A 12,780-nucleotide genomic window follows, 5' to 3' on the forward strand; every position below is an offset into this window, starting at 1 on the left:
CAGGATCCGACAACGCGTACGGTTACCCGGTTGACTTGAACAGAGCGCGCCTATCGCACTGAAAACGACATCTTTGTCTACTGCGGCGGGAATCCCCTTGTTTTCAAGGCGCGGACGCCGAACCTGTCAGGATCCAACGATTGACTGCGGCGATAGCACCAATCGTCTTTGGCCTGTTACGCGCAACGAACCGGGTTCATCAAGAAAAACCCCGTGTGAATTCTTTGCGAGAAGTGGAATGTGCAAGCCCGTACCGCGCCGGTAGGTTCCGGAGCACACCGGCGGCCGTTCCTGCGCCGGTGAGACCCCGCTCATCCTCACCAGGACATCCGCATGTTCCAAGCTACCGCCAGGATCCTCCCCAGCTTCTTCGTCCGCGCTGCCCAGTTGATGCGCGGGCGCCGCGACAGCGTCATCCCGGTCCCGCCGCATGCAACCACGCCCATCCCGCTGACCGGCATCAGCAACCATCCGTCTCTCGCGTTGCCTGCACCGGTGCGGGTGAGCCGGATGCCGGCGTCGGCCGCCAATGCCGAAGCGCCTCGCGCCCCCGGACCCAACGAAGAAGCGCTGGGCATCCTCAGCAGCCAGATCCACCTGCTGCTCGGCCAGACCCGAAACGGCGCCCCTGCCAGATTCGGCCGCACGCTGGACAGGCTGGCACTGGACCCGGAGGCGTCACTGGGCCGTCGCCAGTGCAGCCAGCTGTTGCGCGCGATCAAGGACCTGCCCACGGGCGCCACCGTGCCCGAGCGGCAGAAGCAGTTGCGGATCACGCTCTACGACCTGACGCGCGCCGCGCGTGCCGAAGCGATGCTGCACGAACAGATCGCCCGGCATACCGAACGCGAGAAGCGCAATGCATTGCCGGGATCGCAACGCAGCACCCGCACGGGTGGCATGTTGGGGGTCCGCTTTGGATTGCCGGGCGCGGTGGATGCCGGGGCTGCACTGGGAGCAGCCAAAGACACCAGCGTCGGCACCTTCGACGACCTGACCATCGGCATGGTACGCAGCGGCCGGGTCACGGCTCAAGCCACCGCCCAGGCAAACGTTGCCCCCGGTGTCGGCGTAAACGCGAAGCTCAGCGGTTACTCCAGCGAGGGCGAGGCCGACATTTCAATGTCGATGCGAACCCGGGTCCTGCGCCTGGCCCACGCATCGGTCGAACGCCGGCTCGGCGGCAACGCACTGCAGCGCGCCTTCAACCGCGTCACCGAGCCACGCCGCGACCGCTACGACGAGCGCACCAGCCGCGCGCTGGCACTGCAATCCACATTGCCGGTGCTACTGGGACACCAGGCCGTGGCTCGACCCCTGGCCTTCGGCAAGCGGGGGCTGCTGATCAGCGCCGGCATGACCGTGCACGGCGGCGCGCTGGACGCGGCTGCCAGCTACGGCGTGGGCCAGCTCGGGGCGAGCGGCGCATTGGCGCGCACCGAGTTGCGCGCGTCGCTGCCCACGCGGCTGACCGAACTGGGCGCAGACGGCCTGCCCGCCACCAAGGATGCGGATGTCCACGCTGCGCTGGATGCCCGGATGTCCCAGCGGCTGGCCCGCGTGCTGGACGCGCGGCCTGCCGACAAACACTGGCAGCTGCCTGCGCTGCGCGCCGTGCGGGAGCTCACGGAGCGCCCCGAGGAGGCAGGGAGCCTTGCCCGCCGGCTCGATGCGGTTGCGGACGTCCGCGCCGCCTTCGACCAGCTGCAGGCGCTGGCCGACCTGTCGCTGCGCGCCCCGGCGCACGCGCGCGCACCGCTGGCTTCGCTGGCGCGCGACTGGGGCGCCGCCGGCACGGCTCCCGAGCCGATCATGATCGCGATGCTCGACACGCTGGCGTGGCTGCAGGCAGTCCCGGAGCCCCACACGGGACCGGCGCACGCGCAATGGACGGCGCTGCAGCGCAGCGTCCAGGCAGAAGCGCGGCGCATCCACGACACCACGCTGCCGCACGACCGCGAGTGGATGAAGCGCGCCACCCATGCGTTCCGCGAGCAGATCCAGCGCATCGCCTCCACCAGCGGCACGCTGTCGCTGTCGGCGGCACTGCCCCTGTTCAGCGCCACCGGCGCGGTGACGGTGGACCGCCAGGTTCGCCAGGATCCGGATCCGCTGCGCGACGGCGACTACCTGGTGGTGACCTTCGCTGCAGACCTCGCACCTTCCCTGGGCACCCTTCTTTCGGAGCTGGAGCGCCAGTTCCCGGCCTGGGGAACCCTGCCAGCGGAGCAGGCAAGAGCCGTGATCGATCCGATCAGCGCCTCCTTCAGCCTGGGCGGCGCCATGCGCTGCAGACTGCGCTTCTTCCGGCCGAGCTTCCAGAACGACCCGGACTTCCCGCGGAAGGCCTGCGGCAGCCATGTGTATTCGGTACGCGTGGAAGGTGAGACATCGAAGGGCGTGGACGTGACCGTGCCGGTGCCCCTGGCGCCGGCGGTGGCATCCACGCTCACGCTGCAACACAGCCGTTCCACTACGACGACCCTGTACGAACGTCTTCCCGCCACCACCCTCACCAACACGTTGATGCGCTACCAGTCCGAGTGCTCGGCCACGACGCCGCATGCCGAGACCTGGACCCGGATGCTCGACCTGTATGGGGATGACCTGGACGCGCTGGCCGAGGCGCTGGTCGATTCAAGCTCGGTTGCCGCGCTGGAAGCGCGTTACTGGCTGCAGCGTGAGCCAGCCACCACCCCGGGCGGCGCCACCACCCGGCGGTCCGCGCCGGACACCTCGACGCTGGACGCGTTCAACCTGGAAGCCGACCGCGCGGTGCGGCGCGACCAGCTGTTCGCCCTGTTCGAAGCCGTGGGTGACATCACCACGCGACAGAAGGCGACGTCGGCCCTGATCGGTCCGCTGACCCTGCCCGCCGAAACCTGAGTGGTCCGCACTGCGGTGCACCGGCGCCAGCGCCGGCGCACCGCATGTTTTCAGCAGGCAGGGCGTTTACGGATACAGCAGGCGCTTGCTCCACTGCCCCGTGGCGTCGACCTCATAGCACCAGCGTTCGTGCAGGCGGAACTGCGCGCCGTACCAGAACTCGATCTTGCGCGGCACCACGCGCAGCCCGCTCCAGCCCTCCGGACGCGGCACCTCGCGCCCGTCGAAGCTGGATTCGGCGGTGGCCACGCGCGCATCGAATTCCTCGCGCGAGGCCAGCGTGCGCGACTGCAGCGACGCCCACGCGCCGATCTGGCTCATGCGCGGGCGCGAGGCGAAGTAGGCGTCGGCCTCGGCGTCGCTGACCTGCTCCACGCCACCCTCGATGCGCACCTGGATGCCAGCCTCGCGCAGGCTGCGCCACAGGAACAGCAGCGCGGCGTGCGGGTTGGCCTGAAGCTCGCGGCCCTTGTGGCTTTCCAGGTGGGTGTAGAACACGAAGCCGCGCGCGTCGAACGCCTTCAACAGCACCGTGCGCGCCGAGGGAATGCCTGCGGCCGTAGCGGTGGCCACGGTCATCGCGTTGGGTTCAAGTTCGGCGCTGCGCTTGGCTTCTTCGAACAGCGCGGCGAAGGTGGACAGCGCTTCTGCATGGAGATCGGTCATGGTCGGTATCTTGCGGCTCGGTTTGGGTTTATTGTCACCGCATGCACGTTGCAGCGCACATGTCCCGGAACAAGGAATTTCCCGATGCGCTGGTCGCGCAGGCGCTGGAAGACGCGTTGGCGGTGGACGCACGGGTTCCAGTATTGGCGATAAGCGGCCTGCAGGGCAGCGGCAAATCGACGCTGGCCGCGCAGGTAGTGGCCCTGGCCGGGCAGCGCGGCCTGCGCGCGGCGACGTTGTCCATCGACGATTTCTACCTGACCCGCGCGCAGCGCCAGCGACTGGCGCGCCAGGTGCACCCATTGCTGCTGACCCGCGGCCCGCCCGGCACCCACGACCTGGACCTGGCCCATGCCACGCTGGATGCCATTGCGGCGCGGCAGCCGGTCGCGTTGCCGCGCTTCGACAAGCTGGCCGACGAGCGCATGCCCGCGTCGGATTGGCCGCAGGTGGACGCCGGTCTGGACCTGCTGGTGTTCGAAGGCTGGTTCCTGGGGACGCCGGCACAGGCCGACACCGAACTGGACCCGCCGCTCAATGCGCTGGAACGCGAGGCCGACGCCGATGGCCGCTGGCGCCGCTGGTGCAACCAGGCGCTGGCCGAGCACTACCCTGCCCTGTGGCAACGCTGCCACCGGCTGTGGTTCCTGCAACCGCCGGATTTCGCCGTGGTGCCGCGCTGGCGCTGGCAGCAGGAGCAGAACCTGCAGGCCGCGCACCCCGGGCGCAGCAGCATGAGCCGTGCCCAGCTGGACCGCTTCGTGCAGTACTACGAACGGGTCAGCCGCCAGGCCCTGCGCACCCTGCCGGAGCGGGCCGACCGGGTGGTGGTGCTGGACGAACATCGTGGCATCGTGTCCGCGCCGGGCTGAGCGCGGCACGAGGCGTACTCAGCTCACCAGGAAGGTCACGCGCAGGTTGACCCGCCATTCGGTGATGTTGCCCGAACCGTCGGTGACCACCTTGGTTTCGCTGATCCAGGCCCCCTGGATGCCCTTGACCGTTTCCGAGACTTTTTTCAGGCCGGTGCGGACCGCGTCTTCGACGCTGGTCTTGGAGGCGGCGTTGATCTCGATGACTTTGGCGACTGACATGGAGCTGCTCCGGTTGCGCGCGGGGGATTCCGCGCGGCCCACCATGGGGGTAAACGCGTAAAGGCCGCGACACGGAGGTGTTAGCATCACGGGTAATGAATCCCGCTCCGAACCTGATCCTGATTGGCCCGATGGGCGCCGGCAAGACCTGCATCGGGCGCCGCCTGGCCGAGCGCTTCACCCTCGACTTCGTGGACGCCGACCAGGCCATCGTGGACGCGGCCGGGGCCAGCATTCCCACCATTTTCGAACATTCCGGCGAAGCCGGCTTCCGCCAGCACGAACGCCAGGTGCTGCAGCATCTGCTGGCCGGCCAGGGCCAGCTGGTCTCCACCGGCGGCGGCGCGGTGCTGGACCCGGACAACCGCGCGGCGATCGCCCGGCGCGGCTTCGTGGTCTACCTGCGGGTCAGCGTCGCGGCGCAGCTGGAACGGCTGGCCCGCGACCGGACCCGGCCGCTGCTGCAGCGGCCCGACCGCGCCCAGGTGCTGGAGCAGATGGCCAGCGTGCGCGACCCGCTGTACCAGGGCCTGGCCGACCTCACCCTCGACACCGATCTGTACACGCCGGGCGAGGCCACCGCGCAGCTGGTGCTGCGCCTGGCCACGCATTGGCAGCGACTGGAACCGACCGCATGACCGCTTCGCCCCGTACCGTCGCCGTGGGCGGCGACACCCCCTACACCATCCATATCGGCCCGGGCCTGCTCGGCCAGGGCACGCTGCTGGCCCGGCATGTGCGCGGCCGCCACGTGCTGCTGCTCAGCGACTCCTCGGTGGCCCCGCTGTACCTGGACGGGGTGAAGCGGGCGCTGCAGGCAGAACGCTCCGACCTGATCATCGGCGAGCTGGTGCTGCCGGCCGGCGAGGCGTCCAAGACCCTGGCCAACTTCGGTGCGGCGATCACCGCGCTGGCCGCGCTGGGTGCCACCCGCGACGCCTGCGTGATGGCGCTCGGCGGCGGCGTGGCCGGCGACCTGGCCGGCTTCGCGGCCGCGTGCTGGATGCGCGGCGTGGACTGCGTCCAGCTGCCAACCTCGCTGCTGGCCATGGTGGATTCCTCGGTCGGCGGCAAGACCGCGGTGGACATCCCCGAAGGCAAGAACCTGGTGGGCGCGTTCCATCCGCCGCGCGCGGTGATCGCCGATACCGCGGCGCTGCGCACGCTGCCGCCGCGCGAGCTGCGCGCAGGGCTGGCCGAGGTGATCAAGTACGGTGCAATCCGCGACCCGCTGTTCTTCCAGTGGCTGCAGACCGAGCACGCTGCACTGCTGGCCGGCGACGATGCCGCGCTGGCGCAGGCGATCGCGCGCAGCTGCGAACACAAGGCCGAGATCGTCGCGCGCGATCCGCTGGAACGGGGCGAGCGCGCCCTGCTGAACCTGGGCCACACCTTCGGCCATGCGATCGAGACCGAACAGGGCTATGGCGCGCCGGGCAATGACAACCTCAACCATGGCGAAGCCGTGGCGGTAGGCATGGTGCTGGCCGCGCGGCTGTCGGTCGAGCTCGGCATGAGCCATCCCGACGACACCGCGCGCCTGCGCGACCTGCTGCTGCGCTATGAGCTGCCGGTCGAGATTCCCGCCGGGCTGGATCCCGAAGCGCTGCTGGCGCGGATGCGGCTGGACAAGAAGAACGTGGCCGGCCGCCTGCGCCTGGTGCTGTGGCAGGGCATCGGCCGCGCGCAGGTGGTGGCCGACATCGACGAAGCCGACGTGCTGCGGGTGCTCCGGACCGGCTGAGCCGGCGCAGTGACGGCCGCGTTCCCGGTTCGCGGCTACAATCGTGCCCATGCACGTATTCCTGCAGCACGCCCCGATCGGCACCGAGCGGGCCCACTATCTCGAGCTCACGCTGGTGCCGGACCTCTTCGGCAGCTGGGAGTTGCTGCTCCAGTCGGGCCCGGTCGGGGGGCGCGCGCGACTGCGCCGCCAGCAGTACGACACCCGGGCCGAGGCCCAGGCCGCCTTCGACAAGGCACGCGACGCCGAGCTGCGGCGCGGCTACCAGATCATTGAACGTTTACCCCAAGGACGCACCCCGTGACCGACCCTTCCCGCCACGATCGCCTGCTGCGCGCCCTGCGCCGCGAACCGGTGGACTGCACCCCCGTCTGGCTGATGCGCCAGGCCGGCCGCTACCTGCCGGAATACCGCGCGACCCGGGCCAAGGCCGGCAGCTTCCTGGCGATGGCCAAGACTCCGGACATCGCCTGCGAAGTGACCCTGCAGCCGCTGCGTCGTTTCGATCTTGATGCGGCGATCCTGTTTTCGGACATCCTGACCATTCCCGATGCGATGGGCCTGGAGCTGTACTTCGTGGAAGGCGAAGGCCCGAAGTTCCGGCACCCGGTGCGCGACACCGCTGCGATTGCCCGGCTTGCGGTGCCGGACATGGAAACCGAGCTGCGCTACGTGATGGACGCGGTGCGCGTGATCCGCCGCGAACTGGATGGCAAGGTGCCGCTGATTGGCTTCTCCGGCAGCCCGTGGACGCTGGCCTGCTACATGGTGGAAGGCGGCGGCAGCAAGGACTTCGCGCGGATCAAGGCGATGGCGCTGAACGAGCCGGCCGCGCTGCACCAGCTGCTCTCGGTGGTGACCGACGCGGTGGTGGCCTACCTGGCGGCGCAGCGCGCCGCCGGTGCACAGGTGCTGCAGGTGTTCGACACCTGGGGCGGCGTGCTCAGCCCGGCGATGTACCGCGAGTTCTCGCTGCGTTACCTGAGCCGCATCGCGCGCGAACTGGAGCGCGGCGACGGCGACCAGCGCACCCCGCTGATCCTGTTCGGCAAGGGCACCGGGCTGCACCTGGGCGACCTTGCCGACACTGGCGCCGACGCGCTGGGCGTGGACTGGACCCTGGACCTGGCCGATGCGGTGGCCCGCACCGGCGGCCGCGTTGCACTGCAGGGCAACCTGGATCCGGCCACGCTGTACGGCAACCCGGACGCGATCGAACGCGCCGCCGGGCAGGTGCTGGACAGTTACGCGCGGGGCAACGGCGGTTCGCGCGAGGGGCATGTGTTCAACCTGGGTCATGGCATGTCGCCGGACATGAATCCCGAACACGTGCAGGTACTGGTGGAGGCCGTGCACCGCCTCAGCCAGCGCTGAGGTGCCGGAGATGACGACGCCGAGCTACGCCTCGTTCCGGCCGCTGTTGTGGCTGGTGTCGCTGGCGATCTTCATGCAGATGCTGGACTCGACCATCGTCAACACCGCATTGCCGGCGATGGCGCGCAGCCTTGGCGAAAGCCCGCTGCAGATGCAGTCGGTGGTGTTCAGCTATGCGCTGGCCGTGGCGACCTTCATTCCGGCCTCGGGCTGGATCGCCGACCGCTTCGGCACCCGCCGCACCTTCCTGGCCGCGATCATCCTGTTCACGCTGGGATCGCTGGCCTGCGCATTGGCCCAGACCCTGCACCAGCTGGTGGCCGCACGCGTGCTGCAGGGCGTGGGTGGCGCCATGCTGCTGCCGGTGGGACGGCTGGCAGTGATGCGCTCGGTGTCGCGCGAACAGTTCCTGCGTGCGATGAGCTTCATCGCCATTCCGGCGCTGGTCGGTCCGTTGATCGGCCCCACGCTGGGCGGTTGGCTGGTCGAAGTGGCGTCCTGGCACTGGGTGTTCCTGATCAACCTGCCGATCGGCGTGATCGGCTATGTGGCCGCGCTCAAAGTCATGCCCGACCATTACGCCGAACACCGCACCCGGTTCGATATCGCCGGCTACCTGATGCTCGCCTTCGGCATGGTGGTGTTGTCGCTGGCGCTGGACGGCATCTCCGGCATGGGCACGCCGCATGCGCTGGTGATGCTGATGACGGTGGCCGGGCTGGCCGCACTGGTCGGCTACTGGCTGCATGCCGCGAACTCGACCGCGCCGCTGTTTTCGCTGGCGCTGTTCCACGTGCCCAGCTACCGCATCGGCATCCTCGGCAACCTGTTTTCCCGGATCGGCAGCAGCGCCATGCCGTTGCTGATTCCGCTGCTGCTGCAGGTAGGCATGGGCATGAGCCCGATGAACGCCGGCCTGTTGATGATTCCCGTGGCCGCCGCCGGCATGCTGTCCAAGCGCTATGCGGTCAAGCTGGTGGAACGCTTCGGCTACCGGCGGGTGCTGATGGTCAACACGGTGCTGGTCGGCATTGCCATGGCCAGTTTCATCTTCATGGTGCCGGGCCAGCCGATGTGGCTGCGCGTGGTGCAGCTGGCGGTGTTCGGCGCGGTCAACTCGCTGCAGTTCACCGTGATGAACACCGTGACCCTGCGCGACCTCGACCGCGACTTCGCCAGCTCGGGCAACAGCCTGCTGTCGATGGTGATGATGCTGGCCACCGGTTTCGGTGCAGCCGCCGCCGGCAGCCTGCTGGCCGCGTTCGGTCACCTCGATGCACTGCACGGCGCCACCGCCGCCCTGCACGCCACCTTCGTCTGCGTCGGCGCGATCACCCTCACCTCCACCGTGATCTTCTGGCAGCTGCCTGATACCCGTCCTTCACCGCGGGATGTGGAAGAGGTCGCCGAATAGGCGACCTCGTAGCAGCGGGCCGCTGGCCCGATGACCTTCTGGCGTTTCAGCGGACTGACAGCACCCGCGCGATCGCCTGCTCCAGCAGGTCGCCGGTCACCGGCTTGCGCAGGAAGCCCTGGAATCCAGCCTGGCGCACCTGTTCCTCGATGCCTGGGTCGGTGCGCGCGGTCACCGCCAGCAACGGCATCGCATAGCCCTGGTTGCGCAGGTGACCGGCCAGTTCCATGCCGCCCAGTCCCGGCAGGTCCAGGTCGAGCAGGACCACGTCGAACGCGGTGTCGCTGACTTCGCGCAGGGCCGCCAACGCATGCCCGGCATGCACCACCTGATGCCCGCGTGCGCCGAGCAGGCCGACGATCACATCGGCCACGGTGCCGTCGTCCTCCACCAGCAGCAGCCGCAACGGCGGCAACGGCTGGCCATCGGTCGTCCCGGCACCGCCGGCCGTGGCGTCGGCCAGCTGAAGCGGCAACGGCAGGGTCACGCTGAAACGCGTGCCCACCCCGAGCTGGCTTTCCACCCCGATCTGACCCTGCATGGCCAGCGCCAGCTCGCGGCAGATCGCCAGGCCAAGCCCGCTGCCGCCGTACTGCGCGGCGGTGCGCGCGCCATCGGCCTGTTCGAACCGGCGGAACAGGCGCTGCTGCTGGTCGCTGCTGATGCCCGGGCCGGTGTCGGAGACTTCGAAATACAGGCCACGGTCCGGCGCCAGCGCGCGCACCTTGAGCCGCACCTCGCCCTGGGTGGTGAACTTGACCGCATTGCCGAGCAGGTTGAGCAGGATCTGGCGCAGCCGAACCGCGTCCCCGACGCTGCTCAACCCCGCCGGCAGGTCGTTGTCGACCACGAACCGCAGGCCCTTCTGTTCGGCCAGGGCCGCCATCAGCGTGCACACATCCTCGATCACACCCTGCAGCGCGAACGGCTGGTTCTGCAGTTGCAGTCGACCCGACTCGATGCGCGCCAGGTCCAGTGCGTCGTTGACCAGGTGCAGCAGGTGCTCGCCGGCGTGGCGGATCGACTCGGTGTAGCTGCGCTGCTGCGGGCTCAGGGGTGAGCCGAGCAGCAGCTCGCTCATGCCCAGCACCCCGGTCATCGGCGTGCGCACTTCATGGCCCAGGTTGGCCAGGAACCGGGTCTTGGCGGCCGAGGCCTGCTCGGCCAGTTCCTGCTTGTGCAGGGCCAGCTGGTAGGCGTGGCGTCGCTGCACGCGGCGCCGGTACAGCCAGGCGAACAGGCTCATCATCAGCAGCGCGATCGAGGTCATCACCAGCAGGCCGGACACGCTGCGCCACCACGGCGGCTGCACGCGGAATTCCAGCACCTGCACCCGCGACCAGACCAGGTCGGCCGAACGCGCCTGCACTTCCAGCCGGTAGCGTCCCGGCGGCAACCGCGAGAACACGCGCTCGCCGCCTGGCCCTACTTCCACCCAATCCGGGTCATAGCCGGCCAGGCGGTAGCGGTAGCTGTTCGACGACGAATCGGCGAACGACAGCAGTCGCGCCACGATCCGCAGGTCGCGGTCGGCGTCGGCGATTTCCAGCGGCTCCAGGTGGGTGAGGTCGAGCATCTGGTCGCCGCGCCGCACTTCAACCCGCTCGATCACCAGCGGCGCGCGCCGCGTCGCCGGCCGCACCTGGTCCGGGTCGAACAGCACCACGCCGGCCGGGGTGCCACCGGCGACGTGCCCGCTGGCGGTGCGCACCAGCGTGCCGCGGCGGAACTCCTGGCTGGGCAGGCCATCGCGCACGCCGTACTGGCGCACGCTGCCCTGCGCGGCATCGACGCGGATCAGGCCGCGCGCGCTGGCCGCCCACACGATGTCCTGCGCGTCGACCACCAGACCGGTCGCCGACAGCTTCGGGTAGCCCTCCTCCGCACCGACCAGCGCGTCGCGCTCCAGCCGCTCGCCGCGCCAGCCATAGCGGACCAGTTGTCCTTCTTCCGACACCCAGATGCTGCCGTCGTTGGCGCGTGCCATGGCATGGATACCCGCGCCCGTGCCGCCGGGCAACGGTTCGAACCGCGCACGCGCAGGCACCCACTGCAGCAGGCCCTGGCTGGTCCCCAGCCACAGGTGGTCCTGCGGCCCGCACAACAGGTCCTGGACCATCTGGCCGGCAGCCAGGCCGCGGGTACCGGCCAGCACCTGCTGCAGGACCCGGCCGTCGGTGTCGCGCTGCTGCAGTCCGCCCGACGCGGAACTCCAGATCCGGTCGCCGTCGCACAACGCCAGCGTCTCCACCGTGCCGTCCAGGGCGGCATCGGTCTGCGCGTCATGGCCCCAGCGCTGCAACGCACCGCTACGCGGGTCGTAGCGCAGCACCGCCTCATCCGAGCCGATCCAGACCTGGCCACGTCGATCCTCCAGCACCGACTGCAGCCACTTGCTGCCGTTGACCCAGGTGCGATGCTGCTCGACGCTGCCGGACACGGGGTCGAAGCGGTCCAGCGCGCCATGCGTGCCGACCGCCCAGACGCCCCCATTGGCCGACGCGGCCATGCCCAGCACATAGCCATTGCGCAGCGAGGCGGGATCGTCCTCCAAGCGCGACAGCACCGAGAACTGCCACCAGCGCGGCAGCAGGTGCCACAAGCCGCTGTTGCTGCTGGCCAGCCAGATGCCGCCTTCGCGGTCCTCGTAACCGCCGGTCCAGTTGGGCCGCACCTGGCCGCGCGCCACCGCGCTGTACAGCGGCACCTGCTGGAACCGGCCCTGGTAGACACGGCCGAGCCCGGACTGCGTGTCGAGCCAGTAGCCGCCCTGTTCGTCGCGCAGCATCATGCCCAGCACCTGGTCGCCGGCATCCACCTTCCAGGGCGCAGGCTCGAAGCTGCCATCGGGGCGGCGCACCACGGTGCCGGCAACGGTGCTGATCCACAGGCTGCCGTCCAGTTCGGCGGTCAGCCCGTTGATGAAGGCGGTGGGCAGCCGGGACATCGGAACGCGCTCGAAGTCGCGACCGGTCCAGCGCGCGAGCCCGGCCTTGGTGCCCACCCACAGACTGCCATCGCGGGTGGTGGCCATGTGCGTCACCGACGCGGCCGGCAGGCTGCGCTTGTTGCCGGGCTCGGGCATGAAGCGGGTGATGACCCCATCGCGGTCGAGTCGATGCAGGCCGCCTTCGTAGGTGCCGAACCACAGCGCGCCATCGCCGGTGGAGGCCAGGCTCCAGATCGTGTTGCTGCCGATGATCGGGTTGCTGCGGCGGTCGAAGAAGCGCAGTTCGCGGCGGTCGGCGGACATCATTGCCAGGCCCGCGTTCTCGGTACCGATCCACAACTGGTTGCGCGCGTCCACGTGCACGCTCCAGATCTGGTTGTCGCGCAGTCCGTCCTCGGCGCGCCAGACCCGGTAGTTGCGCCCGTCGAAGCGCGCCAGGCCGTCGTTGGTGGCCAGCCACAGATACCCGTAGCCATCCTCGGCCATGCGGTTGACCGTGTTGGAAGGCAGCCCGTCGAACACGGTCAGCTGGCGCGGCGTAGGCGGGATCGGCTGCGCCACCGCCAGTTGCGGCCACAGCAACAGCAGTCCCAACAGGAGCAGCCAACGCGTAGGCACCACCAAATGGATCTCCTGGATCGGACCGGGCATG

Annotated in this window: 10 protein-coding genes; 7 read left to right on the top strand and 3 right to left on the bottom strand. The window is 69.5% G+C overall.

Translation table 11 applies throughout. The features are described from left to right. Positions 1–333: 333 nt before the first annotated feature. On the top strand, positions 334–2,886 hold the full coding sequence (locus tag PDM28_RS14180) for a hypothetical protein (protein ID WP_311182519.1): 2,553 nt from the start codon (positions 334–336) through the stop codon (positions 2,884–2,886). 66 nt (positions 2,887–2,952) lie between these two features. On the opposite strand, the gene pdxH is transcribed toward PDM28_RS14180, so the two are convergent. Continuing rightward, positions 2,953–3,552, bottom strand: coding sequence for a pyridoxamine 5'-phosphate oxidase (gene pdxH, locus PDM28_RS14185; RefSeq protein ID WP_311182520.1), 600 nt, complete (start codon positions 3,550–3,552; stop codon positions 2,953–2,955). A 41-nt stretch (positions 3,553–3,593) separates the two neighbouring features. Here pdxH and PDM28_RS14190 point away from each other — a divergent pair, with 41 nt between their 5' ends. Continuing rightward, positions 3,594–4,424 carry a kinase gene (locus PDM28_RS14190; RefSeq protein ID WP_311182521.1) on the top strand — a complete coding sequence of 277 codons (831 nt, stop codon included), beginning with the start codon at positions 3,594–3,596 and terminating at the stop codon, positions 4,422–4,424. An 18-nt stretch (positions 4,425–4,442) separates the two neighbouring features. On the opposite strand, the gene PDM28_RS14195 is transcribed toward PDM28_RS14190, so the two are convergent. Continuing rightward, a complete protein-coding gene (locus PDM28_RS14195) occupies positions 4,443–4,646 on the bottom strand; it encodes a dodecin family protein (RefSeq protein ID WP_102945469.1) in 204 nt (67 codons plus the stop codon). 95 nt (positions 4,647–4,741) lie between these two features. Between PDM28_RS14195 and PDM28_RS14200 the strand changes: the two genes are divergently transcribed. Genes PDM28_RS14200 through mdtD form a run of 5 tightly spaced genes read left to right on the top strand, consistent with a single transcriptional unit; the run spans position 4,742 to position 9,178 of the window. Beyond that, a complete protein-coding gene (locus tag PDM28_RS14200) occupies positions 4,742–5,284 on the top strand; it encodes a shikimate kinase (RefSeq protein WP_311182522.1) in 543 nt (180 codons plus the stop codon). Next, positions 5,281–6,390 (top strand): 3-dehydroquinate synthase, encoded by a 1,110-nt coding sequence (gene aroB, locus PDM28_RS14205; RefSeq protein WP_311182523.1) that lies wholly within the window; start codon positions 5,281–5,283, stop codon positions 6,388–6,390. Before PDM28_RS14200 ends, aroB begins: the two co-directional genes overlap by 4 nt. Positions 6,391–6,439: 49 nt before the next feature. After that, positions 6,440–6,694, top strand: coding sequence for a WGR domain-containing protein (locus PDM28_RS14210; RefSeq protein ID WP_070207126.1), 255 nt, complete (start codon positions 6,440–6,442; stop codon positions 6,692–6,694). After that, entirely contained in the window at positions 6,691–7,764 is a 1,074-nt protein-coding gene (hemE, locus tag PDM28_RS14215) for a uroporphyrinogen decarboxylase (protein ID WP_311182524.1), read from the top strand. Before PDM28_RS14210 ends, hemE begins: the two co-directional genes overlap by 4 nt. A gap of 10 nt (positions 7,765–7,774) precedes the next feature. Further along, positions 7,775–9,178, top strand: a complete 1,404-nt coding sequence (gene mdtD, locus PDM28_RS14220) for a multidrug transporter subunit MdtD (RefSeq protein WP_311182525.1) — start codon at positions 7,775–7,777, stop codon at positions 9,176–9,178. 46 nt (positions 9,179–9,224) lie between these two features. On the opposite strand, the gene PDM28_RS14225 is transcribed toward mdtD, so the two are convergent. After that, on the bottom strand, positions 9,225–12,779 hold the full coding sequence (locus tag PDM28_RS14225; RefSeq protein ID WP_311182526.1) for a hybrid sensor histidine kinase/response regulator: 3,555 nt from the start codon (positions 12,777–12,779) through the stop codon (positions 9,225–9,227). Between the last annotated feature and the right edge of the window lies 1 nt (position 12,780).

Source organism: Stenotrophomonas aracearum, from assembly GCF_031834615.1.
Lineage (GTDB): Bacteria > Pseudomonadota > Gammaproteobacteria > Xanthomonadales > Xanthomonadaceae > Stenotrophomonas > Stenotrophomonas aracearum.

Coding starts and splice junctions, on each gene's coding strand:
- PDM28_RS14180 (WP_311182519.1), top strand. CDS start 334: ATGTTCCAAGCTACCGCCAGGATCCTCCCCAGCTTCTTCGTCCGCGCT.
- pdxH (WP_311182520.1), bottom strand. CDS start 3,552: ATGACCGATCTCCATGCAGAAGCGCTGTCCACCTTCGCCGCGCTGTTC.
- PDM28_RS14190 (WP_311182521.1), top strand. CDS start 3,594: ATGCACGTTGCAGCGCACATGTCCCGGAACAAGGAATTTCCCGATGCG.
- PDM28_RS14195 (WP_102945469.1), bottom strand. CDS start 4,646: ATGTCAGTCGCCAAAGTCATCGAGATCAACGCCGCCTCCAAGACCAGC.
- PDM28_RS14200 (WP_311182522.1), top strand. CDS start 4,742: ATGAATCCCGCTCCGAACCTGATCCTGATTGGCCCGATGGGCGCCGGC.
- aroB (WP_311182523.1), top strand. CDS start 5,281: ATGACCGCTTCGCCCCGTACCGTCGCCGTGGGCGGCGACACCCCCTAC.
- PDM28_RS14210 (WP_070207126.1), top strand. CDS start 6,440: ATGCACGTATTCCTGCAGCACGCCCCGATCGGCACCGAGCGGGCCCAC.
- mdtD (WP_311182525.1), top strand. CDS start 7,775: ATGACGACGCCGAGCTACGCCTCGTTCCGGCCGCTGTTGTGGCTGGTG.
- PDM28_RS14225 (WP_311182526.1), bottom strand. CDS start 12,779: ATGCCCGGTCCGATCCAGGAGATCCATTTGGTGGTGCCTACGCGTTGG.